Source organism: Stenotrophomonas sp. TWI700 (assembly GCF_039673645.1).
Classification (GTDB): domain Bacteria; phylum Pseudomonadota; class Gammaproteobacteria; order Xanthomonadales; family Xanthomonadaceae; genus Stenotrophomonas; species Stenotrophomonas maltophilia_AA.
Window position 1 is genome coordinate 49,140 of the sequence record NZ_JBDJMB010000016.1, and the last position, 22,374, is coordinate 71,513.

30 protein-coding genes are annotated in these 22,374 nt (G+C 67.2%); 18 read left to right on the forward strand and 12 right to left on the reverse strand.

Annotation, left to right across the window (positions count from 1 at the left end; translation table 11 throughout):
* Window positions 1-19: 19 nt before the first annotated feature.
* From ABE473_RS12530 to ABE473_RS12540, 3 genes are all read right to left on the reverse strand, one after another.
* A complete protein-coding gene (locus ABE473_RS12530; RefSeq protein WP_176990833.1) occupies window positions 20-328 on the reverse strand; it encodes an EF-hand domain-containing protein in 309 nt (102 codons plus the stop codon).
* The gene (gene murA, locus ABE473_RS12535) at window positions 325-1,599 is read right to left on the reverse strand and encodes a UDP-N-acetylglucosamine 1-carboxyvinyltransferase (RefSeq protein ID WP_179460949.1); all 1,275 of its coding nucleotides are present in this window, start codon (window positions 1,597-1,599) and stop codon (window positions 325-327) included. Before murA ends, ABE473_RS12530 begins: the two co-directional genes overlap by 4 nt.
* Before the next feature lie 82 nt (window positions 1,600-1,681).
* A complete protein-coding gene (locus tag ABE473_RS12540; RefSeq protein WP_088432818.1) occupies window positions 1,682-1,912 on the reverse strand; it encodes a BolA family protein in 231 nt (76 codons plus the stop codon).
* Window positions 1,913-1,965: 53 nt separating this feature from the next.
* Here ABE473_RS12540 and ABE473_RS12545 point away from each other — a divergent pair, with 53 nt between their 5' ends.
* The 13 genes from ABE473_RS12545 (at window position 1,966) to ptsP (ending at window position 12,232) form a co-directional block, all read left to right on the forward strand.
* Window positions 1,966-2,967, forward strand: a complete 1,002-nt coding sequence (locus ABE473_RS12545) for a KpsF/GutQ family sugar-phosphate isomerase (RefSeq protein WP_346479505.1) — start codon at window positions 1,966-1,968, stop codon at window positions 2,965-2,967.
* 43 nt (window positions 2,968-3,010) lie between these two features.
* Window positions 3,011-3,559, forward strand: a complete 549-nt coding sequence (locus ABE473_RS12550) for an HAD hydrolase family protein (RefSeq protein ID WP_176990837.1) — start codon at window positions 3,011-3,013, stop codon at window positions 3,557-3,559.
* Entirely contained in the window at window positions 3,556-4,116 is a 561-nt protein-coding gene (gene lptC, locus ABE473_RS12555; protein WP_346489705.1) for an LPS export ABC transporter periplasmic protein LptC, read from the forward strand. The genes ABE473_RS12550 and lptC overlap by 4 nt, the downstream gene beginning before the upstream one ends.
* 115 nt (window positions 4,117-4,231) lie before the next feature.
* A complete protein-coding gene (lptA, locus tag ABE473_RS12560) occupies window positions 4,232-4,780 on the forward strand; it encodes a lipopolysaccharide transport periplasmic protein LptA (RefSeq protein ID WP_179460945.1) in 549 nt (182 codons plus the stop codon).
* A complete protein-coding gene (gene lptB / locus ABE473_RS12565; RefSeq protein WP_019185407.1) occupies window positions 4,780-5,499 on the forward strand; it encodes an LPS export ABC transporter ATP-binding protein in 720 nt (239 codons plus the stop codon). Before lptA ends, lptB begins: the two co-directional genes overlap by 1 nt.
* A 42-nt stretch (window positions 5,500-5,541) precedes the next feature.
* Window positions 5,542-6,981, forward strand: coding sequence for an RNA polymerase factor sigma-54 (locus ABE473_RS12570; RefSeq protein ID WP_346489706.1), 1,440 nt, complete (start codon window positions 5,542-5,544; stop codon window positions 6,979-6,981).
* A gap of 58 nt (window positions 6,982-7,039) precedes the next feature.
* Window positions 7,040-7,366, forward strand: coding sequence for a ribosome-associated translation inhibitor RaiA (gene raiA, locus ABE473_RS12575; protein ID WP_046274055.1), 327 nt, complete (start codon window positions 7,040-7,042; stop codon window positions 7,364-7,366).
* Between the two features lie 21 nt (window positions 7,367-7,387).
* Window positions 7,388-7,840, forward strand: coding sequence for a PTS sugar transporter subunit IIA (locus ABE473_RS12580; RefSeq protein WP_121043141.1), 453 nt, complete (start codon window positions 7,388-7,390; stop codon window positions 7,838-7,840).
* Complete coding sequence (hprK, locus tag ABE473_RS12585; protein ID WP_176990842.1) at window positions 7,837-8,787, forward strand: HPr(Ser) kinase/phosphatase; 951 nt, start codon at window positions 7,837-7,839, stop codon at window positions 8,785-8,787. The genes ABE473_RS12580 and hprK overlap by 4 nt, the downstream gene beginning before the upstream one ends.
* Window positions 8,784-9,680 carry an RNase adapter RapZ gene (gene rapZ, locus ABE473_RS12590; RefSeq protein WP_346489707.1) on the forward strand — a complete coding sequence of 299 codons (897 nt, stop codon included), beginning with the start codon at window positions 8,784-8,786 and terminating at the stop codon, window positions 9,678-9,680. The genes hprK and rapZ overlap by 4 nt, the downstream gene beginning before the upstream one ends.
* A 128-nt stretch (window positions 9,681-9,808) precedes the next feature.
* Window positions 9,809-10,201, forward strand: a complete 393-nt coding sequence (locus ABE473_RS12595) for a PTS sugar transporter subunit IIA (RefSeq protein ID WP_019185401.1) — start codon at window positions 9,809-9,811, stop codon at window positions 10,199-10,201.
* Window positions 10,194-10,463 (forward strand): HPr family phosphocarrier protein, encoded by a 270-nt coding sequence (locus ABE473_RS12600; RefSeq protein WP_179460942.1) that lies wholly within the window; start codon window positions 10,194-10,196, stop codon window positions 10,461-10,463. Before ABE473_RS12595 ends, ABE473_RS12600 begins: the two co-directional genes overlap by 8 nt.
* A 59-nt stretch (window positions 10,464-10,522) precedes the next feature.
* The gene (ptsP, locus tag ABE473_RS12605; RefSeq protein ID WP_346489708.1) at window positions 10,523-12,232 is read left to right on the forward strand and encodes a phosphoenolpyruvate--protein phosphotransferase; all 1,710 of its coding nucleotides are present in this window, start codon (window positions 10,523-10,525) and stop codon (window positions 12,230-12,232) included.
* Window positions 12,233-12,354: 122 nt separating this feature from the next.
* Here ptsP and ABE473_RS12610 read toward each other — a convergent pair whose 3' ends face one another.
* The gene (locus tag ABE473_RS12610) at window positions 12,355-12,798 is read right to left on the reverse strand and encodes a carboxymuconolactone decarboxylase family protein (protein ID WP_346478207.1); all 444 of its coding nucleotides are present in this window, start codon (window positions 12,796-12,798) and stop codon (window positions 12,355-12,357) included.
* Between the two features lie 35 nt (window positions 12,799-12,833).
* Window positions 12,834-13,730 (reverse strand): RNA polymerase sigma-70 factor, encoded by an 897-nt coding sequence (locus ABE473_RS12615; protein WP_346489709.1) that lies wholly within the window; start codon window positions 13,728-13,730, stop codon window positions 12,834-12,836.
* A gap of 154 nt (window positions 13,731-13,884) precedes the next feature.
* On the opposite strand from ABE473_RS12615, the gene ABE473_RS12620 reads away from it, so the two are divergent.
* Entirely contained in the window at window positions 13,885-15,402 is a 1,518-nt protein-coding gene (locus tag ABE473_RS12620; RefSeq protein WP_346478209.1) for a fumarate hydratase, read from the forward strand.
* Between the two features lie 76 nt (window positions 15,403-15,478).
* On the opposite strand, the gene ABE473_RS12625 is transcribed toward ABE473_RS12620, so the two are convergent.
* A complete protein-coding gene (locus ABE473_RS12625) occupies window positions 15,479-16,114 on the reverse strand; it encodes a LysE family translocator (RefSeq protein WP_346489710.1) in 636 nt (211 codons plus the stop codon).
* Window positions 16,115-16,274: 160 nt separating this feature from the next.
* Here ABE473_RS12625 and ABE473_RS12630 point away from each other — a divergent pair, with 160 nt between their 5' ends.
* Window positions 16,275-16,910 (forward strand): glutathione S-transferase family protein, encoded by a 636-nt coding sequence (locus ABE473_RS12630; RefSeq protein ID WP_346489711.1) that lies wholly within the window; start codon window positions 16,275-16,277, stop codon window positions 16,908-16,910.
* A gap of 6 nt (window positions 16,911-16,916) precedes the next feature.
* Here ABE473_RS12630 and ABE473_RS12635 read toward each other — a convergent pair whose 3' ends face one another.
* Window positions 16,917-18,026 carry a sterol desaturase family protein gene (locus ABE473_RS12635; RefSeq protein ID WP_346478212.1) on the reverse strand — a complete coding sequence of 370 codons (1,110 nt, stop codon included), beginning with the start codon at window positions 18,024-18,026 and terminating at the stop codon, window positions 16,917-16,919.
* A gap of 185 nt (window positions 18,027-18,211) precedes the next feature.
* Between ABE473_RS12635 and ABE473_RS12640 the strand changes: the two genes are divergently transcribed.
* Window positions 18,212-18,556 carry a hypothetical protein gene (locus tag ABE473_RS12640; protein WP_346489712.1) on the forward strand — a complete coding sequence of 115 codons (345 nt, stop codon included), beginning with the start codon at window positions 18,212-18,214 and terminating at the stop codon, window positions 18,554-18,556.
* A 9-nt stretch (window positions 18,557-18,565) separates the two neighbouring features.
* On the opposite strand, the gene arsC is transcribed toward ABE473_RS12640, so the two are convergent.
* The 3 genes from arsC to ABE473_RS12655 all read right to left on the reverse strand — a co-directional run bounded on the left by arsC (window position 18,566) and on the right by ABE473_RS12655 (window position 20,724).
* Window positions 18,566-18,919, reverse strand: coding sequence for an arsenate reductase (glutaredoxin) (gene arsC / locus ABE473_RS12645; protein ID WP_346489713.1), 354 nt, complete (start codon window positions 18,917-18,919; stop codon window positions 18,566-18,568).
* Window positions 18,919-20,085: a phospholipase A gene (locus ABE473_RS12650; RefSeq protein ID WP_346489714.1), complete on the reverse strand. Its 1,167-nt coding sequence runs from the start codon at window positions 20,083-20,085 to the stop codon at window positions 18,919-18,921. The genes arsC and ABE473_RS12650 overlap by 1 nt, the downstream gene beginning before the upstream one ends.
* 153 nt (window positions 20,086-20,238) lie before the next feature.
* Window positions 20,239-20,724, reverse strand: a complete 486-nt coding sequence (locus ABE473_RS12655; protein WP_179459580.1) for a DUF456 domain-containing protein — start codon at window positions 20,722-20,724, stop codon at window positions 20,239-20,241.
* Between ABE473_RS12655 and ABE473_RS12660 the strand changes: the two genes are divergently transcribed.
* Both ABE473_RS12660 and ABE473_RS12665 read left to right on the forward strand, forming a co-directional pair.
* A complete protein-coding gene (locus tag ABE473_RS12660) occupies window positions 20,708-20,848 on the forward strand; it encodes a hypothetical protein (protein ID WP_176989157.1) in 141 nt (46 codons plus the stop codon). The two genes, ABE473_RS12655 and ABE473_RS12660, sit on opposite strands and share 17 nt — an antisense overlap.
* A gap of 108 nt (window positions 20,849-20,956) precedes the next feature.
* Window positions 20,957-21,160: a cold-shock protein gene (locus ABE473_RS12665; RefSeq protein ID WP_019185917.1), complete on the forward strand. Its 204-nt coding sequence runs from the start codon at window positions 20,957-20,959 to the stop codon at window positions 21,158-21,160.
* An 86-nt stretch (window positions 21,161-21,246) separates the two neighbouring features.
* On the opposite strand, the gene ABE473_RS12670 is transcribed toward ABE473_RS12665, so the two are convergent.
* The gene (locus ABE473_RS12670) at window positions 21,247-21,732 is read right to left on the reverse strand and encodes a glycine zipper 2TM domain-containing protein (RefSeq protein WP_019185918.1); all 486 of its coding nucleotides are present in this window, start codon (window positions 21,730-21,732) and stop codon (window positions 21,247-21,249) included.
* A gap of 118 nt (window positions 21,733-21,850) precedes the next feature.
* Window positions 21,851-22,291, reverse strand: coding sequence for a hypothetical protein (locus ABE473_RS12675; RefSeq protein WP_346489715.1), 441 nt, complete (start codon window positions 22,289-22,291; stop codon window positions 21,851-21,853).
* Between the last annotated feature and the right edge of the window lie 83 nt (window positions 22,292-22,374).

A 22,374-nucleotide genomic window follows, 5' to 3' on the forward strand; every position in this document is an offset into this window, starting at 1 on the left:
CGCTTGCGCGGGCGTTTTTTCATTCCGGCTTGGCTTCGCCGAACACCGTCCTGCAGTCGACCCGGATCTGCTGGCGCGTGTCGCGCCAGTAGTAGGTGCTGCAGTGGCGGTTGCCGTCGACCTTCTTCTCCACGCCGACCGCATAGAACGACTGGAACACCTCGGTACGGCTGACCGTGCCGTCCGCGTTCCAGTCCATGTCTTCCTGTTGGATGCCCTGGGTGATCGCGATGCCGGCGTACCAGGCATAACCCAGCCATGCCAGCACGATCAGCACCAGGACCAGCAGCGCCTTGCGGCGGCGGGTGAACCGGCCGCGCAGGATCATGCCGCGACACGCCGGATGGTGGCGCCCAGCGAAGACAGTTTCTCTTCGATGTTCTCGTAGCCGCGGTCGAGGTGGTAGATGCGGTCGATGGTGGTATCCCCCTCGGCCATCAGGCCCGCCAGGATCAGCGAGGCCGAGGCGCGCAGATCGGTCGCCATCACCGGCGCGCCGCTGAGCTGCTCGGCACCGCGCACGATCGCGGTATGCCCTTCGACCTGGATGTCCGCGCCCAGGCGCAGCAGTTCGTTGACGTGCATGAAACGGTTCTCGAAGATCGTCTCGTTGATCACGCCCACACCGTCGGCCACGCAGTTGAGCGCCATGAACTGCGCCTGCATGTCGGTCGGGAACGCCGGGTACGGCGCGGTGGTCAGATTGACCGCGCGCGGGCGTTTGCCTTCCATGTCCAGGGTGATGCTGTCTTCGGTGGTCTCGATCTTCGCACCGGCCTCGACCAGCTTGGCCAGCACCGCATCCATGGTGTTCGGGCGCGCGCGGTTGACCGTGACCTTGCCACCGGTCATCGCCGCGGCCACCAGGAAGGTGCCGGTTTCGATGCGGTCGGGGAGCACTTCATGACGGCCGCCGGAGAGCTTCTCCACGCCTTCGATCACCAGGCGGGCGGTGCCGAGGCCTTCGATCTTCGCGCCGAGCGCGATCAGGCAGTGCGCCAGGTCGGTGACTTCCGGTTCCATCGCCGCGTTGTCCAGCACGGTGGTGCCTTCGGCCAGCACGGCGGCCATCAGCACGTTCTCGGTGCCGGTGACACTGACCATGTCGAAGGTGAAGTGCGCACCCTTCAGGCGCTTGGCCTGGGCCTTGATGAAGCCGTTCTCGACGGTGATTTCCGCCCCCAGGGCTTGCAGGCCCTTGATGTGCTGGTCAACCGGACGCGAGCCGATCGCGCAGCCGCCCGGCAGCGACACTTCGGCCGCGCCGAAGCGGGCCAGCAGCGGGCCCAGCACCAGGATCGAGGCGCGCATGGTCTTGACCAGCTCGTAGGGCGCCACGTGCTGGTCCACCGAACGCGGGTCGACCACGATCGCACTGCCGCGCGACAGGGTGCCCTGGTCGATGGTGACCTTGGCACCCAGCTCGCCGAGCAGCTTCACGGTGGTGACCACGTCGTGCAGGTGCGGCACGTTGGTGATCTCCACCGGCGCATCGGCCAGCAGGGTCGCGCACAGGATGGGGAGGACAGCGTTCTTGGCGCCGGAAATGTTCACTTCACCGTGCAGCGGCTTGCCGCCGGTCACTACGATCTTGGCCATGGAATCTACTTGGAATGAGGTAGAGCCGACCGTTGGTCGGCTGATTGAATCGGTGAGGTATAGCCAACCATCACTCGGCTGACTAGCCGGCTTCGGCCGGGGTGACGGTCTTCAGCGCCAGCGCGTGGATCGCCCCGCCCATCAGATCGCCCAGAGTCGCGTAGACCATGCGGTGGCGCGCCAGCGGCATTTTGCCGGCAAAGGCGTCGCAGACCACGGTGGCCTCGAAGTGCACGCCGTCGTCACCCTGCACGTCCGCGCGGGCGCCAGGCAGGCCGGTTTCGATCAGATTGCGGATGGTCTCGGCGTCCAACGGGCTTTCCTAATAAAATGAGCGCTCATTCTACTCTTCCACGTGGCGCTCGCATGGCTGTCTCGCCCCAACTCCCCCATCCGGCCGACGCGGCGGCACTGGTCGCCAGCGGCCGCCGCGTGTTCGAGATCGAGCGCGATGCGCTGGGCGCGGTCGCCGACCGGCTGGGCGAAGCGTTCAGCCAGGCCTGCCAGCTGATGCTGCAGAGCAAGGGCCGCGTGGTCGCCACCGGGATGGGCAAGTCCGGCCATGTGGCGCGCAAGATCGCCGCCACGCTGGCCTCGACCGGGACCCCGGCCTTCTACGTGCATCCGGGTGAAGCCGGGCATGGCGACCTGGGCATGATCACCAGCGCCGACGTGGTGCTGGCGCTGTCCTACTCGGGCGAGTCCGACGAGCTGCTGATGCTGCTGCCGGTGCTCAAGCGCCAGGGCAACCGCCTGATCGCGATGACCGGCCGGCCGCAGTCCAGCCTGGCCAGCGCGGCCGACGTTCATCTGGATGTCAGCGTGCCGGCCGAGGCCTGCCCGCTGGCCCTGGCCCCGACCTCCAGCACCACCGCCTCGCTGGCCATGGGCGATGCGCTGGCCGTGGCCCTGCTGGATGCCCGCGGCTTCACCGCCGACGATTTCGCCCGCTCGCACCCGGCCGGCAGCCTGGGCCGCCGCCTGCTGCTGCACATCACCGACGTCATGCACAGCGGCGATGAGCTGCCGCGGGTCGGCGTCGATGCCAGCCTCAGCGAGGCCCTGGTGGAAATGAGCCGCAAGCGCCTGGGCATGACCGCCGTGGTGGATGCGGACAACCGTCTGATCGGCCTGTTCACCGATGGCGACCTGCGCCGCGCGCTGGATACCGACCTGGACGTGCGCAGCGCGCGGATCGCCGATGTGATGACCCGTGGCCCGCGCACGATCGGCGCCGATCAGCTGGCGGCCGAGGCGGCGCAGCTGATGGAAGCCCACAAGATCACCGGCCTGCTGGTGGTCGATGCCGAGGGCCACCTGGTCGGCGCGCTCAACATTCATGACCTGTTGCGGGCCCGGGTGGTTTAAACCACAGTTGTCTTCCTCCATTCAGCTGAGCTCCCCCCAGACGATGCCTTACTCCCCGTTGCCCGGTTTTCCGTCCCACCTGCATGCCGCCGCCGGCCGTATCCGGCTGGCCTGCTTCGACGTGGACGGCACGCTCACCGACGGTCGGCTCTACTACGACAAGGACGGCAACGAGAGCAAGGCGTATTACGTGCAGGACGGACTCGGCCTGAAACTACTGCAGCAGCATGGTATCCACCCGGTGCTGATCACCGCGCGCAACAGCCAGTCCGCGCTCCGGCGCGGCGCGGACCTGGGCATCGATACCCAGATCGCGGTCGGCGACAAGCTGGCCAGCGTCAAGGCGCTGTGCGGGCAGCACGGCATCGGCCTGGACCAGGTGGCCTTCATGGGCGATGACCTGCCCGACCTGGCGCCGCTGTGCGCGGTCGGCCTGGCGGTCGCCCCGGCCAACGCCCACCCGTGGATCGCCGAACGCGTGCACTGGCAGACCCGCAGCGACGGCGGCCAGGGCGCGGCGCGCGAGCTCTGCGATGTGCTGCTGGCCGCGCAGGGCCATGTGGATGCGGTGCTGGCGAGGTTCGGCGCATGAACATGCGTAGCGCTCTCGGCATCGGTCTGCTGGTGGCTGCCGCCTTCACCGGCTGGCTGGCGCTGCATGATCGCGACAAAGGCACGGCCGAGGTGGGGGACGACGCCACCAAGGATTACGTGCTGCATGATTTCCAGATCGTGGCGCTGGACGAACAGGGCAAGGAATCCACCACCCTGCGCGCCCCGCTGCTGGAACGTGCGCGCAGCGATGAGACGATGAACATCACCACGCCCCTGTTCCTGCTGCCCGATCAGGACGGCAATCACTGGGAACTGCGCAGTGATACCGGCTGGGTCAGCGCGAAGGGCGATCAGCTGAAGCTGGTCGGCAACGTCAGCGGCGACAGCCCGAAGATCGCCAGCGTGCCGCCCACCACCTTCCGCACCGATCACCTGGATGTGTTCCCGAACGAAAGCCGCGCCAAGACCGATGCCCTGGTCACCATGACCCGCCCGGGCATGAGCCAGTCCGGCGTTGGTTTCGAGCTGGATTCCAAAACCAAGACCTACCATTTCCTGAGCCAGGCCAAGGGCCGTTACACGCCCCAGCGCTGAGCCACGGCAGCCCCGGCGACGTCCACCGACCGGCGCCGGCTGCACAGGAACCCCGATTCACCGGCCAGGCTTACCGCTGGTCACGACCCCTACTCTGGCAGGACAGACCCATTCAATGAAGATCCTATTTGCAGCCGCATGCGCGATCAGTCTTCTCGCCCCCGCGTTCGCGGCCAGCGCGAAGTCCACCGACCGCAATGAACCGATGACCATCGATGCCGGCACCCAGTCGGGCACGCTGGTGGGCGATGGCAAGACCACGCTGTCCCAGGGCGTGGTGGTCACCCAGGGCACGCTCGATCTGCGCAGCGCCGATGCCGAGATCTACATGAAGGACGGCGAAGCGGTGCGCGCCGTGTTCACCGGCAAGCAGGCCAAGCTCAAGCAGCAGCTCGATGACGGCAGCTGGATGGACGCCAGCGCCGACCGCATCGATTACGACATCAAGGCCGAAGTGCTGACCATGACCGGCAACTACCAGGTCAAGAGCGCGCGCGGCACCAATGCCGGCCAGAAGATGACGTACAACACCCGCACCGGCGAGATGAACAGCGGTGGCGACGGCACCCGCGTGCGCACCGTGATCCAGCCCAAGAACAAGACCGCGGCGCCGGCCACGCCGGCCGCCAAGACCACCGTACCGACCCCCGGGAGCAAGAAGTAATGCTCGTCGCCAAAGGCCTGCGCAAGCGCTACAAGCAGCGTGAAGTCGTCAAGGATTTCGGGCTGACCCTGGAGGCCGGTGAAGTGGTCGGCCTGCTCGGCCCCAACGGTGCCGGCAAGACCACCTGCTTCTACATGATCGTCGGCCTGGTCGAGACCGACGCCGGCAGCATCGTGCTGGACGGCAAGGACATCACCAGCGACCCGATGTACACCCGCGCCAAGCAGGGCGTGGGCTACCTGCCGCAGGAACCCTCGGTGTTCCGCAAGCTGACCGTGGCCGACAACCTGCGCCTGGTGCTTGAACTGCGCGAGGACCTGGACAAGGCCGGCCGCGAAAAGGAACTGGCCAGCCTGCTGGACGAGCTGCAGATCAACCACGTGGCCGACCAGCTGGGCGCGAGCCTGTCCGGTGGTGAGCGCCGCCGCTGTGAAATCGCCCGCGCGCTGGCGGCCAAGCCGCGCCTGATCCTGCTCGATGAACCGTTCGCCGGCGTCGACCCGATCTCGGTCGGTGAAATCCAGCGCATCGTTACCCACCTCAAGCAGCGCGGGATCGGGGTGCTGATCACCGACCACAATGTCCGCGAGACCTTGGGAATCTGCGACCGCGCGTATATCCTCAACGAGGGCAGCGTGCTGGCACAGGGCGCGCCGGACGAGATCCTGGCCAACGCCGACGTCCGCCGCGTCTACCTTGGGGACACCTTCAAGCTCTGATCCAGCGGCCGCCGCAACGCCTTCCTTCCGTTCGGCACAGGCATGAAAGCACGGCTGCAGACATCGATGGGGCAACACCTGGTCATGACGCCGCAGCTGCGTCAGGCCATCAAGCTGTTGCAGATGTCCAGCGCCGAGCTGGAGCTGGAAATCAACGAGGCGGTGGAGACCAACCCGCTGCTGGACTGGGCCGAGAACGCTGAACCGGCGCTTGAGGCCGGCCCCGGCGAGGACACACCCCCGCCCGCTCCCAGCGATACCCACGCCGATGGCGAGCACCAGGTCTCGGCCAGCGATGACTGGTCGCCCGGCGAAGGCGACTGGACCAGCGGCAGCAGCGGCGGCTCGTTCGACGATGACGACAACGGCAGCGCCGCCGAGCGCGTGGCCGAGACCGAATCGCTGGCCGACCACCTGCTCTGGCAGCTGCACCTGTCCCACCTCTCGGCCCGGGACCGCAGCATCGGCGCGGCCCTGATCGATGCCTTCGAAGACGACGGCTACCTGCGCGAGCCGCTGGCGGCCATCGCCGAGACCCTGCGCCCGGGCATCCAGGCCGACGAGGCCGAGATCCTGACCGTGCTGCACCAGATCCAGCGTTTCGACCCGGTCGGGGTCGGTGCGCGCTCGCTGGGTGAATGCCTGGACCTGCAGCTGCTGGTGCTGCCCGCCGACACCCCCGGGCTGGCCCTGGCCCGGCGGATCGCCGATGGGCCGCTGGAGCGCCTGCCGCGCAGCGGCGTGGCGGGCATCGCCCACGAACTGCGCGAGCCGGTGGCCGAGGTCGAGGTCGCCGTGCAGCTGCTGCGCTCGCTGGACCCGCGCCCGGGCACCCAGATCGGCGAGCTCTCCCACGACAGCTACGTGGTGCCGGACTGCGTGGTCTGGCGCCAGAACGGCGTCTGGCGCGCGGCCCTGGCCGGCCATGCCGGGCCCCGGGTGGTCATCCACCGGGGCTATGAACAGATGATCCGCCGCTGCGGGGAGGCCGACGCCGGTTACATGCGCGCCCACCTGCAGGAGGCGCGCTGGCTGCTCAAGGGCCTGGAGGCCCGCGGCGAGACCCTGCTGCGGGTCATGCGCTGCCTGCTCGACCAGCAGGCCGCCTTCCTGGAGTTCGGCGAACAGGCGCTGCGCCCGCTGACCCTGCGTGAAGTGGCCGGCGAGCTCGGCCTGCACGAATCGACCATTTCCCGGGCGATCGCCCGCAAGTACGTGCGCACGCCGCGCGGGACCCTGCCGCTGCGCGGGTTCTTCGCCTCGGGCATCGATACCGACAGCGGTGGCGAAGCCTCCAGTACCGCCATCCAGGCGATGCTGCGCCGCCTGATCGATGACGAGAACCCGCGCAAGCCGCTTTCTGACGCCAAGCTGGCTGACCTGCTCAAGACCTCGGGAATACCGGTGGCGCGACGCACCGTGGCGAAGTATCGTGAAGCCATGAACATTTCCGCCTCGCACGAAAGGGTAAGAATCGTCTGACGCTCCACCGCGCCCGGCGGGAAGGTTCATTGGCACATCCGAACAAAGGAGAAACCCGATGCACATCGAGACGTTTGGCAAGGACCACCTTGAGATCACCCCGGCTCTGAACGAGTACGTGGAGACCAAGCTGGAACGGCTGAGGAAGCACTTCGACCAGCACTGCGAGGTTCGCGTGCAACTGTCGATCCGCAAGCCGGAGCACCATGCCGATGCGAGTGTGAATGTTCCCGGGCAGACTCTGCACGCGGACGCCAGCGGCCCCACCATGTACGCCGCGATCGACATCCTGGCCGACAAGCTCGACCGCCTGGTCATCAAGCACAAAGAGAAAAAGCAGCAGCACGCACCGCAACCGCTGCCGGTGGGCGACAATGAGGGCTGATGCCCTCGTTTCCACCCCGACATGCCTCTGACTGATCTTCTGGCGGCCGTCCGCACGCAAGTGCTGCCGGCCGCCGATCGCGACAGCGTGCTGAAGGCCGCAGCCCGTCTGCTGGCCTGCCGCGAAGCCAACGCCGAGCTGCTGTACCAGAACCTGTGCCAGCGCGAGACGCTGGGCAGCACCGCCATCGGCCATGGCATCGCCATCCCGCACGGCCGTGCGCCCCTGCTCGAACGCCCCCGCGGCGCGCTGCTGCGGCTGGAGTCGCCGGTCGAGTTCGGCGGCGATGAGCCGGTGGACCTGGTCTTCGCGATTGCCGTTCCGGCGCATTACACCCATCAACACCTGATGCTGCTGTCCGAGCTGGCCGAGCTGTTCTCCGAGCCGGCCATCCGCCAGGCGCTGCGCGAAGCGCGCGACGGCGACGAACTGCGTCGGGTCATCGAATTTCCCCCGCCGGCGAGTGCCGCATGAATACCAGCATCACCGCGCGCGAACTGTTCGAACAGCAGCGCGACCGTCTCGCCCTGCGCTGGATCGCGGGGCAGAAAGGCGAGCGCCGTGAGCTGGAAGCCGGCAACAAGGTCTCGCGCCGCCCCTCGCTGGCCGGTTACCTCAACGCGATCTACCCGAACAAAGTGCAGATCCTGGGCACCGAAGAGCTGTCCTGGCTGGACTCGCTGGACTCGCGCCAGCGCTGGGAGACCATTGAGCGGATCATGCAGTCGCATCCGCTGGCGCTGGTGATCACCCGCAACCAGTCCTGCCCGGAAGACCTGCGCGCGGCCGCGGACGAATCGCAGACGCCACTGTGGATCTCGCCCAAGCGCGGTCATGAGCTGCTCAACCACCTGTCCTACCACCTGGCGCGCACGCTCGCGCCGCGGGTAATCCTGCATGGCGTGTTCATGGAGATCTACTCGATCGGCGTGCTGATCACCGGCGAAGCGGGCTCGGGCAAGAGCGAGCTGGCGCTGGAACTGCTCAGCCGCGGCCACCGGCTGGTCGCCGACGATGCCCCCGAGTTCACCCAGATCGCCCCGGACGTGCTCGACGGCACCTGCCCGGAGCTGCTGCAGGACCTGCTGGAAGTCCGTGGCCTGGGCGTGCTCAACGTGCGCGAGATGTTCGGTGACACGGCTGTAAAGAAGAACAAATACCTTCGGCTGATCGTCCACCTGACCAAGCCGATGACCGAGCCCACCCCCTACGGCTATGAACGCCTGACCGGCGACTCGGGTACCCGCCACGTGCTGGACCTGGACGTACCGCTGATCACCCTGCCGGTGATGCCCGGCCGCAACCTGGCCGTGCTGACCGAAGCCGCCACGCGCCTGCACATCCTGCGGACCAAGGGCATCGACCCGGCCGCGATGTTCATCGCCCGCCACAGCAACATGTTGGAACGCCGCACGCCATGAACACCCCCGCCCCCGCCTCCGCCCCGACCGCCGCCACCCTGATCATCGTCAGTGGCCTGTCCGGTTCCGGCAAGACGGTCGCGCTGAAGACCTTCGAAGACCTCGACTACTACTGCTCGGACAACCTGCCGATCGACCTGCTGCCGGATTTCGTGCGCAGCCTGCTCGGCGATCCGGGCCGCGAAGCCCCGCGACGGCTCGCGGTCGGCATCGACGTACGCGCGCAGAGCGACCTGACCCAGCTCTCGCACTGGCGGGAAGACGCCAAGGCCGCCGGCCTGGATGCGCAGCTGCTGTTCTTCGATGCCACCGATGAAAGCCTGCTCAAGCGCTACGCCGATACCCGTCGCCGCCATCCGCTGAGCCAGCTCGGCCTGTCGCTGCCCGAAGCGATCGCCCGCGAACGCGAACTGACCGCGCCGCTGCGCCGCGCCGCCGATGCGGTGATCGATACCACCAGCCTCAACGTGCACCAGCTGCGCCGCAAGGTCGTGACCGAATTCGCGCTCGCCCACGGCAACAAACTGTCGCTGCTGTTCGAATCGTTCGCCTACAAGCGCGGCGTCCCGGCCGAAGCCGACTTCGTGTTCGACGTGCGCGTACTGCCCAATCCGCACTGGGACCCGGAGCTGCGCCCGCTGTCCGGCCGCGATGCCGGCGTGCGCGAGCATCTGGACGAACAGCCCGATGTACAGCGCTACGCCGCCCAGCTCGTCGATTTCCTGGATACCTGGCTGCCGCGGCTGGGCAATGACACCCGCAGCTATGTCACCGTCGCCTTCGGCTGCACCGGCGGCAAGCACCGCTCGGTCTACATGGCCGAGCGCATGGCCCGCCATGCCCGCGACCAGGGCTGGCCCGAAGTGGCCACCTTCCACCGGGAACTGGACTGAATCCGTCGCTTCCGGACCGCCCTGCCCTGTCCCGACCCGGGACAGGCCATCGGCACGCTGAACCGCGGAACACAGCAGTCTTTCACGCGTGCTATCGCCAATTCATGTTGACCTGTTAACGTTCGGGAATGACCTGTGGCATTCTCCTCGTAACTCATCCCGGTGTCGGCACGGCCCTGCTGGACGTGGCGACACGGCTGCTGCGGCACCTGCCGCTGAAGACCGAAGCTTTCGAAGTACCGTTCGACGCAGATATGGACGTCCTGCTCCCGCTCGCCTCGGCCGCTTTGCGCCGGGTGGACAGTGGACAGGGCGTGCTGATCCTGACCGACCTGTACGGCGCCAGCCCCAGCAATCTGGCCGGGCAACTGGCGCGTCTGGGCACCCCGGCACGCCGGGTTTCGGCGCTGAGCCTGCCGATGTTGATGCGGGTGATGAATTATCCGGAACAGGGACTGGATCAACTGCCTGCCACAGCCGCGGCGGGCACTCGCAATGGAGCGATTGTCGACGATGCTTGAACGTGAACTCACCGTATCCAACCGCCTGGGCCTGCATGCCCGCGCCACTGCCAAGCTGGTGCAGGAGCTGGCGCCGTTCCGCTGCAACGTGACCATGGCCGCCAAAGGCCGTGAGATCAATGCCAAGAGCATCATGGGCGTCATGCTGCTGGCCGCCGGCCAGGGCACCCCGGTCACCGTGCGCATCGACGGCGAAGACGAAGCCGCCGCGATGGACGCGGTGGTGTCCCTGTTCGAACGGCGTTTCGACGAGGACAACTGAGCATGGGGGGGCAGCCGCGATCGGGATCTTCCGCACCGGCCCGGACCGCGTCCGGGGCGATGCTGTTGTCCGGCCACGGTGCCTCGCGCGGCAACGCCCTGGGCCGTGCCCGGGTGCGCCTGCCGCACGCCCTGGAAGTCGCCGAGCAGCGCATTCCGCCGTCCAGGATCGACGCCGAACTGGCGCGCCTGCATGTGGCCGTGGAAGCGGCACGCGGCGAAATGCACGATCTGCGGCAGCGCCTGCATGGCGCGCTCAACCAGGAGGTCGGCGAGTTCCTCGACCTGCATGCCCTGCTGCTCGATGACCCGGAGCTGCTGTTCGGGCTGGACGAGCTGATCCGCAATGGCCCGTACAGCGCCGGCTACGCCCTGCGCGTGCAGCGCGATCGGCTGGCCAAGGTCTTCGATGGCATGGACGATGCCTACCTGAAGAGCCGCATGGACGACCTGGACCATGTGATCGGGCGCATCCATGCCTTCCTGCAGAAGCGCCCGCCGGACGTCAAAGGCATGGCCGGCGAGATCCTGATCTGCGACAACATCGCGCCCTCCGAGCTGGCCCAGCTGCAGGCCCACGGCGTGGTCGGCATCGTCACCGCCGGCGGCAGCGCGCTGTCGCACAGCGCGATCCTGGCGCGCAGCTTGCACCTGCCCTTGATCGTCAACGTCCCCAACGTGCTGCAGAAGGTCGCCGACGGCGACGTGCTGATCATGGACGGCAGCGACGGCACGGTCACCATCAACCCGCAGGCACCGGACCTGCGCGATTACCGCGTGCGGCTGCGCGAACACGCGCGCGAACAGCGCGAGCTCGGCCGCCTGCGCACCAAGCCGAGCCGCACCCGCGACAACGTCGACATCGCCCTGCTGGCCAATGCCGAATCCAGCGAGGACGTCACCCAGGCGCATGCGCTGGGCGCACACGGGCTGGGCCTGTACCGCACCGAATTCCTGTTCCTGCAGCGCAACGAGCTGCCGGACGAGCAGGAACAGTTCGAGACCTACCGCGATGCCGCGCTCGGCATGAGCGGGCGGCCGGTCACCATCCGCACCCTGGACCTGGGCGCGGACAAGGCCGACCGCACCGGGCTGACCCTGAGCAATGAAGAAAATCCCGCGCTGGGCCTGCGCGGCGTGCGCCTGTCGCTGGCCCGGCCGAAAGTGGCCGACACCCAGCTGCGCGCGATCCTGCGTGCGTCGGCCTACGGCAAGCTGCGCATCCTGATCCCGATGGTCAGCACCCGCGAGGAAATCCTCGCCGTGCGCCGGCGCCTGCACAAGCAGGCCGAGCTGTTGCGCGCCGAGGGCCACGAGGTCGCCGAGCACATCCCGTTCGGCGCGATGATCGAAGTCCCGGCCGCGGCGATCGCGCTGGAGAGCTTCATCGACCTGGTCGACTTCCTCTCGATCGGTACCAACGATCTGGTCCAGTACCTGCTCGCCGCCGACCGCAACAACGAAGCCGTGGGCGAGCTGTATTCGCCGCTGCACCCGGCGGTGGTGCGACTGCTGGCGCATATCCTGCGCACCGGCCAGGCCTACGACATCCCGGTAGCGGTCTGCGGCGAAATCGCGGGCGACCCGATGATGACGCGCCTGCTGCTGGCGCTGGGCCTGACGGAATTCAGCCTGCACCCGGGCACGCTGCTGGAAGTGCGCCGCGCGGTGCGCGACAGCGACCTGTCCGTGCTGCAGGCGATGGCGCCCAAGCTGCTGCAGGCGCGCGACCGCCGCGGCATCGAACGCTGGATCGAGAAGGCCCGGTAGTGCCGGCCGCTGGCCGGCTCCAGGTCGCATCCAGCATCGTGCGGAGCCGGCCAGCGGCCGGCACTACCCGGTAAAGCACGAAGATCTCTTGGAGCCGGCCAGCGGCCGGCACGACCCGACCCTTACGGCAGCGGCGGCAGCAGCCCGGCGCCGAGGCGGTTCCAGGCATTGATCACCGCGATGCCCATGCTCAGGTCGCTGATGCCTTTCTCGTCGAAGTGTGGCGCCAGCGCCTCGTAGGCGGCGTCGGAGGGGGCCGCACTGCTCAACCGGGTCAGCGCTTCGGCCCAGCCCAGCGCGGCGCGCTCGCGCGCATCGAAGAAGCGGCTTTCGTGCCAGGCCGGCAGCGTATCCAGCTTGCGTGGTTCGATCCCGCCCTTGCGCAGGGTGGTGCCGTGCATGTCCATGCAGTAACCGCAGCCATTGATCTGCGAGACACGCAGGAACACCAGTTCCATCAGCACCGGATCGATCGAGCTGTCGTGCACGGCCTTGCTGGTGGCCAGCAGGCCCTTGAAGGCTTCGGCGGCGAGGCGGGTGTAGGGAACACGGGGGGAAGCAGACATGACGGACTCCATGACGGCCGCAGCGGCCGTCTTCATCAGGAGGACGCGCCAGCGTCGCGCGCTGTGACAAGGGCCGTGAGTTTTTCCGGATTGAGCACGCTGAGCACGCGCACGATGCGCCCCGCATCGACCGTGATCATCGTGACCGAGTGCAGCTGGTCGCCGGCGAAACGCAGGATCGCCGGCTCGCCGTTGACCTGGCCGAGCCGGGCCGGATGCTGCCCGTTGCGGCGCGCGATCGCCCAGTACAGCTGGGCGATGCGCTCGGCCCCCAGCAGGGGACGGATCGCCGCGGTCACGCGGCCACCGCCGTCGGAGATCATCTCGGCATTGGCATCGAGCAGCGAGCGGATCGCGGCCAGATCACCCTGCTGCGAGGCGTCCATGAAGCGTGCCAGCAGGTCGCGGTGCTGCGCGGGCGAGACAGTGAAGCGCGGGGCGCCGGTCTGCAGCCGCTGGCGCGCCCGGTGCACCAGCTGCCGGCAGTTGGCGGGCGAGTGCTCCAGCAGGGGCGCGATATCCGGGTAGTCGTAGTCGAACACGTCCTTGAGCAGGAAGGCGGCACGCTCGTCCGGCTTGAGCTGCTCCAGCAGCGCCAGGAAGGCCACCGAGACCTCGTCGGCCAGCGCATGCCGCTGGGCCGGGTCCTGCAGCGGGTCCGGATCCAGGGCGATCTCCAGCGGTTCGGGCAGCCAGGGCCCGACGTACTCCAGGCGCGCGCTGCGCATCGCGCGCAGCCGGTCCAAACCGAGCCGGGTGGTCGCGGTGACCAGCCAGCCCTCCGGATCACGGATCGCGGCGATGTCGGTGCCCTGCCAGCGCAGCCAGGCGTCCTGGACGATGTCCTCGGCGTCGCTGCGGCTGCCCAGCAGGCGGTAGGCCAGGGCGAACAGGCGGGGGCGGTGGGTCTGGAAGGTATCGGTCGGGGTCATGCCGGGAGGACGCGGCAGGGCGGGCCGCTGTGACAAGGCTGGGCGGCCACTGTGCACCAAAAGCCGCGGCCGCGAGCGATTCTCAACGCCGCCGGGCGGTCCTTGTTAAAATCGGCGGTTCAACCCCCGCCAGCCTCCAGCAAGCGAGCAAGTCGTGACATCGATCAAGCAGGAAGACCTCATCCAGTCCATCGCCGACGCGCTGCAGTACATTTCGTACTACCACCCGGTCGATTACATCAAGAGCCTCAACGCTGCCTACGAGCGCGAAGAGTCGCCGGCCGCGAAGGAAGCGATGGCGCAGATCCTGATCAACTCGCGCATGTGTGCCGAAGGCCACCGGCCGATCTGCCAGGACACCGGCATCGTCACCGTGTTCCTGGAAATCGGCATGAACGTGCGCTGGGACGACGCCACGATGGGCGTGGAAGACATGGCCAACGAAGGCGTGCGCCGTGCCTACAACTACCCGGACAACAAGCTGCGCGCCTCGGTGCTGGCGGATCCGGCTGGCAAGCGCGTCAACACCAGGGACAACACCCCGGGCGTGGTCAACGTCAAGGTCGTGCCGGGCGACACCGTCGAGGTGATCGTGGCGGCCAAGGGCGGTGGTTCGGAAGCCAAGAGCAAATTCGCCATGCTCAACCCGTCCGACTCGATCGTGGACTGGGTGCTGAAGACCGTGCCGACCATGGGCGCCGGCTGGTGTCCGCCGGGCATGCTCGGGATCGGCATCGGTGGCACCGCAGAGAAGGCGATGCTGCTGGCCAAGGAGTCGCTGATGGAGCCGATCGACATCAACGAGCTGAAGGCACGTGGCGCCTCCAACCGTGCCGAAGAGCTGCGCCTGGAGCTGTTCGACAAGGTCAACGCGCTGGGCATCGGCGCGCAGGGCCTGGGCGGCCTGACCACGGTGCTGGACATCAAGGTCAAGGATTTCCCGACCCACGCCGCCAACCTGCCGGTGGCGATGATCCCGAACTGCGCGGCCACCCGCCATGCGCACTTCACCCTGGATGGCAGCGGCCCGGTGATGCTGGATCCGCCGTCGCTGGAAGACTGGCCGCAGATCACCTATGACGCCTCCAAGGGCACCCGCGTCGATCTGGATACGATCACCCCGGAAGACGTCGCCAGCTGGAAGCCGGGCCAGACGCTGCTGCTCAACGGCAAGCTGCTGACCGGCCGCGACGCCGCGCACAAGCGCATGGTGGAAATGCTGGACAAGGGCGAGCCGCTGCCGGTCGACCTCAAGGGTCGCTTCATCTACTACGTCGGCCCGGTCGATCCGGTGCGCGACGAAGTGGTGGGCCCGGCCGGCCCGACCACCGCGACCCGCATGGACAAGTTCACCCGCCAGGTGCTGGAACAGACCGGCCTGCTGGGCATGGTCGGCAAGGCCGAGCGCGGCCCGGCGGCGATTGAGGCGATCCGTGACAACAAGTCGGCGTATCTGATGGCGGTCGGCGGCTCGGCGTACCTGGTCTCCAAGGCGATCAAGGCCGCCAAGGTGGTGGGCTTCGCCGACCTGGGCATGGAAGCGATCTACGAGTTCACCGTGCAGGACATGCCGGTAACCGTGGCGGTGGATTCCACCGGCGAGTCCGTGCACCAGACCGGCCCGCGCGAATGGCAGGCCCGCATCGGCAAGATTCCGGTCGTCGTCGCCTGAGGCCTCCGGTCTCGGCAACGCTGGAAACGAGAACGGCGCCCCAGGGCGCCGTTTTTCGTGGCTGGCGCGCATCCCCTCAGCGGCGCGCGTCCACCAGCATGCGCACCGCCAGCGCGCCGAGCACCGTGCCCATCAGGCCGCGCTGCACCGTCTGCCAGCGCGGGCGCCCGGCCAGGAAGGTGGCGATACTGCCGGCGGCCAGTACGATCAGTGCGTTGACACTGACACTGGTCGCGATCTGCACCAGCCCCAACACCACCGATTGCACCATCACGCTGCCATGCCCGTGGGGCTGGATGAACTGCGGCAGCAGCGAGAGATACATCACGGCGATCTTCGGATTGAGCAGCGCGGTGAACAGGCCCACGCCGAACAATCTGCGCGGGCTGTCGTGGTCCAGCGTGCGCAGCTGGAATGGCGAGCGTCCGCCGGGGCGCAGCGCCTGCCAGGCCAGGTACAGCAGATACGCCGCCCCGGCGAGACGCAGCACGTCGTAGGCATGCGGCACTGCCATCAGCAGCGCGGTGATGCCCAGTGCCGCGCACGCCAGGTACACCAGAAAACCCAGCGCGACACCGCCCAGCGAGATCAGCCCGGCGCTGCGGCCCTGGCAGATCGAGCGCGAGATCAGATAGAGCATGTTCGGCCCGGGCGTCAGCACCATGCCCAGCGAAATCAGACCGAAGGCGAGCAGGGCGGACGAATCGGGCATGGGAGGATCCTGGGCGCACGGCGGGGCAGAGGAGGCATTCTGCGAGCGTCCGCGGCGCAGTGGCAGAGACAGAACGCGTCCCCACCGCCGGTGCTCTGTACCCATGGGATGGCACGGAGCGCGGGCGCATACTGTGCGCCTCCCTCACTAGGCCCCGCGCATGCGCACCACGCTGTATGGATCACCAAGTACCGCCGCCCTGGTCGTGCACTGGCTGTTGCTGGAACTGCAGATCGAGCACGATCTGGTGCTGCTGGATTTCGACAAGCGCGAGCACAAGGATGCAGCGTATCTCGCCTTGAATCCCGCGGGCCTGGTGCCGACGCTGGTGCTGGAGGGGCAGGTGTTGACCGAAGCGGCAGCGATCGCGCTGCATCTGGCCGACCGCCATCCGGACGCGGGCCTGCTGCCAGCACCGGGGACCGCCGACCGCGCCGAGGCCTACCGCTGGATGTTCTGGTGCGCCAATACCGTGCAACCGGCGTATCGGGCGTGGTTCTACCCGCAGGAAATGGCCGGCCCCGAGCATGTGGACGCGACCCGCCAGCGGGCGCGCGAGCGGCTGGAAGGCGCCTGGCAGCATCTGGCCGGGCACCTGTCCACGCGCGGCCCGTATGTGCTGGGCGAGTCGTTGAGCGTGGTCGATTTCATGCTGGTGATGCTGATGCGCTGGTCGCGCAACATGCCCGCGCCCAGTGACACCTGGCCGGCATTGAAGGCCTACGCCGATCGTCTGAAAGCCCGCCCGGCGTTCGCCGAGGTCTACCGTCGCGAGGGCATCACCGACTGGCGCTGAGTGGCGTCAGTCGACGTACTCGTCGAAGGTGCGACGCGCACGGAACGGCATCAGATGCTGGTTGAGCAGGCCCTTTGGTACGGTCTCCAGTTTCATGACGCCGTATTCCTGCGGCCATTGCCGTTGATCGCGGGGCAGTTTGAAGGTGCCCATCAGCATGTCCACCAGCGGCAGGTGGATGGCGTAGTTGACGTCGACGTACTCCTGCTGCCGCGCGTGATGCCAGTGGTGGTAGCGCGGCAGCACCAGCAGGTACTCGAGCCACCCGAAACGGATGCCCAGGTTGGCATGGGCCAGCACCGCCTGCAGACCCACCAGGATCACGTAGGCGTTGATCGCCGGGGTAGAGAATCCGAGTATGAGCAGTGGCAGCAGCACGCAGCTGCGGGTCATGACGATTTCGACGAAATGGATGCGCGAGCCGGCCAGCCAGTCCATGTGCCGGCTGGAGTGGTGCACCGCGTGGAAGCGCCAGAGCCATGGGGTGTTGTGATACGCGCGGTGCAGCAGCGCCTGGGCCATGTCCGCGACGAATACGGCGATCAGGAACTGCAGCCACACCGGCATCGATTGGATCAGCGTCTTGAGCGCAGGAAACGCGGCCAGCCCGGCAATGGTCGAGGTCGAGGCGGTGACCAGGATCAGGATGAACTGCACGAGCACGTGGCTCATGAAGAAATAGCCGACATCGGTACGCCAGCCTGGCCGTAGCGGCGAGAGCACGTGTTTGCCGAGGTAGCGCTCCAGCGGCACGAACACCAGTGCCGAGAAGAACAGCGACAGCACGAACCAGTCCAGACCCAGCGAGTAGGGTGTCTGCCCGATGGAATCGAACTGGACATTGGTACCCCCCAGCAGCACTGCCAGGGTCGCGCTGCCGACGCCGACCGTGGCGATCCGCTTGTTGCGGTCGCGCAGGATCGCCATCGTGCCCAGCATGAAGGCGGCGGCCAACCCGACCAGCAGCAGGTGGCGCGCGAACTGTTCGTTGTAGACCGCGCGGAACTCGCGGCTGGTCAGCAGATCCGGAAAGTGGAAGCAGGCCACGCCCATCAGGCTGAGCAGGCCCAGCAAGGCGGAGGCGTAAGCGAAGAACGAGCGTCTTGGTCGGGCCATCCGCTGGCATCCAGGTGAAAGGGCAAGGGTAGTGTGAGTGCGGGAGCCGGCGTAATGGAAGAGGCGGTTGCGGCAGCGCTGGCCGCCCGGGTCTTAGCCCGGCACGCGAGGAATGCTACATTCCGGGCATGTACGCACGCGGCGATGACCGGGTGCTTTCGACACGGAGTACGACGATGCCAAGGATGCTGTCCGCGCTGCTGCTGACCCTGCTGCTCTCCGCCTGCAGCAGTGATGGCGATTTCCACGCCAACCCGCCCAGTCTGCGCGACGTCACCGCTGCCAACCAGTGCATGCAGCAGTGCCAACGCCAGTACGACAGTTGCATGACCAGCCGGACGGGATTTGGCAGCGGCGACAGCTGTGGCGCCGGGGTGGCGACCCAGCGCGACGCGAAGTGCGACAAGATCGACAACCCGGACCTGCGTAAATCATGCCAGGCCAGCCGCGACTACTGCCGCAACCGGCTGCCCGCGCTGACCTGTGGCGAGGATAACAACCGATGTACCAGCCGCTGCGGAGGCAGCTGAGGCGCGGCCTTACGCCGGCAGGATCTCCAGCACCGTCTCCGGCGGTCGGCACAGGCGTGCCCCGCGCGGGGTCTCCACGATCGGGCGGTTGATCAATTCCGGGTGGGCGACCATCGCCTCGATCAGCGCCGCATCGGACAGGGCGGCGTCGTCCAGCCCGAGCGAACCATAGGCCGGTTCCTTGCTGCGCAGCAATTCACGCGGAGCGATACCCATGCGCGTGATCAACGCAGCCAGCGTCGGACGGTCCGGCGGCGTCTTCAGATACTCGATCACCACCGGCTCGATGCCGTGCTCACGCAGGAGTTCCAGCGCCCCGCGTGAATTGCTGCAGCGCGGGTTGTGCCAGATCGTCACCGCCATCAATACCACTCCAGCAGCGACACACCCAGGCCGACATACGTGGCCTTGTGGTTGTAGTCGATCATGCTCTCGCCGTAGCCATCGAAGATCTGCACGTGGCCGCGCAGCAGGTTGCTGATCGGGAAGCCGTAATCGAGCTGCAGGGCGCCGTGCGAGCGGTCGCCGCCGCGCAGCGAGTGACGCGCCATCAGCGAGACTTCGTGACCGTTCTTGTTCCAGGTCAGGGTGGCATCACCGCGGCCCATGTAATCGGAGATGTCCGGGTTGTTGTCGTCCTTGCGGTCTTCCGGGATGCGATACCACGGGCGCAGCACCAGCGCCCAGTTTTCGCGGTCCAGGCCGACGGTGGCGATCACCCGGTTCCAGCTGCGCGACAGGGGATCGGCGCGGCCGTTGGACATGTGGTTGACGCTGATCCCGCTCATGCGTCCGCGCCAGCCGCCGATCGAGTAGCCGTTGCGGAACATCATCATCACTTCCGGCTCGTAGTTGGTCTCACGGAACGGGCGCGAGTTGTCGGCGTTGTAGGCCTGCCAGCGCGAGCTCTGCGTATAGCCGGCCCAGATGTCGCCGTTGTCGCCGAACAGGTTTTCCACGATCTTGGTCTTGAAGCTGAGCTGGAACTTCAGTTCCGCACTGTCCAGCTGCTGCGAGGTGGTGACCGTGTTGACCGGATTGGGCGACTGCGGCATCTGGTTCTTGTCGCTGGTCCAGAACGCGGGCAGCAGGTAGACCGGCTTGTAGGCGCGCAGCTGGAAGGCGCCGAGCTTGGAGTCCTGCGCGAGCTCCCAACGGCTGTCGAGCAGCGAGCCCTTGCCGGCATTGGCCAGCGCGTCTTCATGGCCGTCGTTCTTGAACACTTCGCCGAGGCGCTGCTTGACCCGCTGCGTCGCGGGCGCGTCGGCGTCGGCACTGCGGGAGGCCTGACGTTCTTCCCGGCGCTCCTGCTTGGCGGCGCTGGCAGCGGCATCGGCGGCCAGGGTGACCTCGGGCGTACGCCCGAACAGCTTGTCGTAGCAGGCCAGGCGCGCTGCGTCAGTGTCCACCAGGGCACAGGCCTCCGGCGAGGCCGGGGTGGGCGCGGCCTCCTGGGCAGCAGCAGGCAGCGCCGCGCAGGCCAGGGCCAGGGCGGTGAACAGGGCGGAACGGGAATGGAGCAGGGTCATGGGAGCAGGCCGCGTGACAAGGATGAATGGGTCTAACCGCACAGTGTCGCCGCTGTCCGGGTTTCCCGCCAGCGCGCGACATCCATCGATCTGACCGGTTTTATGCCGGTCAGTGGTGTGCTCAGGGCGTGAAGCTGCACTGCTGCGGTGCCGTCAGAAGAACCAGGCGAAGGCGAACAGCCCGAGCATCGCGATCACCAGCGCGAGCTTCAAGGCGAATCCCAGCAGGATGCCCAGCCACGTCGCCAGGCCCACTTTGGTCGAACGCCCGAGCTCGCGGGTATGCCAGTACTCGCCCAGCAGGGCGCCGGCCAACGGCCCCACGAACAGCCCGATCGGCATGAAGAACACCCCGACGATGCTGCCCAGGAAGGTGCCCCACAGCGCCTTGCGGCTGGCCCCGACCCGCTGTGCCCCGACCACGGTGGCCAGGATGTCGACCGCGAAGGAGAGCAGCGTCAGCAGGCCAAGCACCGTCAGGGGCAACCAGCCGACATGGACGAAATCGTCCGCCCACGCGGCCAGCAGCAATCCGGCGAACACCAGGGGAATGCCGGGCAGGGCGGGGAGGATGACGCCGGCGATGCCGACCAGCACCAGAACGACGGCTAGCAGGTACAAGATGAATGAATGGTCCATGCTGTCCAGTATGGTTCCTGAAATGGGGTTGACATCCGAAGGTTTTGGCCAGTTGCTTTTTCGTTTTGCTCGGGTTAAGTTGCAGACGCTGAGCTTGGCAAGGTCACCGTGGATCGTGGCCTGATGATGGTAGATCTTCCAGATCCGCTGCATCGTTGCACCTCGCTTCCCCCTTGCTGTCAGCCGCCTGTACGGGTGTATCCAACAACAAGACAGTTAGGGAGTAGCTGAGATGGCTGAGAAGGGCACCGTCAAGTGGTTCAACGACGCGAAGGGTTTCGGATTCATCAGCCGTGAGAGCGGCGAAGATGTGTTCGTGCACTTCCGCGCGATCGAATCCCAGGGCTTCAAGAGCCTGAAGGAAGGTCAAGCGGTCGAGTTCGAAGTGGTCACCGGTCAGAAGGGCCTGCAGGCCGACAAGGTGAAGCCGCTCTGAGCGCAGACCGGGTCCTGCCTGGTTGACACACGAAAGGGCCCGCTTGCGCGGGCCCTTTTTCATGCTTGCGGGTGACGTTGCGCTGATCAGCGCAGGATCACCTTGCCGTTGACCACGCGGACGTAGGTGTTCTCGCGGATACCGCCCAGATCGCGCTGGTTGACGACGACGGTACGGCCATCGTCCATGCGCACGGTGATGTCGAAGGTATCGCTGGTGACGTTCTTCTGGATCTGGTTGCCAGCCAGCGCGCCACCGACTGCGCCTGCGGCGGCCGCGATGTTCTTGTTGCCGCGGCTGCCACCGGTGTGGTCGGAGATTTCATGGCCGGCGACCGCGCCGACGATGCCACCCAGGACTGCACCGGTGGCGCTCGGCGCGCTGCGGCCCGAAGCGACCTGGTTGATGCGGGTCACGATGCCGCAGTCGGCACAGCGGTTGGTGTTGTAGTTGCCGCCGGAATTGCCGTAACCGTTGTTGTAACCACTGCTGCCGTAACCCGGCGAGGTGGTGGCACAGCCAGCCAGGGCGACGGTGGCAACGGCAGCGGCGGCAATCAGTTGAATCTTCATGGTGTATCTCCTGGCCAGAGGGGTGGTCGAATGCGTCTGGTGCGCATGGAGCAGATCGTGTCCTGTGCTGCGTGAACAGCGTGCCAATCCCGGGCCGCCAGCGTGGCTGGAAGATGAATCAGCGGAAATCCTGGTGGCAGGCCTTGCAGTCGGTCTGGATCTTCTCGACCAGCGTGGCCATGCCCGGGCAGTCGCTCGGCGGTGCCGCCAGCGCCTCGTTGAGGGTGGCGCGCAGGGCGCTGGCGTGCGTTTGGAAGCCCTGGCTGTCCTTCAGGCCGGGAAAGGCCAGGTCCAGGTCATTCGACAGCGAGCGCAGGGTCTGCAGGCGCGGCACGGTGTCGGCCAGGCTGCAGCGGTTCTGCGCCTGCGCCGCCTGCAGCAGCTCCACCTGGCGGTTCATCACGTGCATGAGCGAATCCGGGAAGGGGTCCTGGCGGGCCTGGATCGCGCGCGAGACCATCACCGTGGCGATCAGGCCGATCACCAGGCCAAGCAGGCCGACGAACAGGTAGCGGTACGCGGCGGACGGGCGGCGCTGCGGGGTCACGGGGTCGTTCATGGTGAGGGCTTCCTTGAGGGTGGCTGCGGCGATGGTACGACGCGTCCTGTCCACGGCGCGTCCCGGCCGGGCCTGGGCGCATT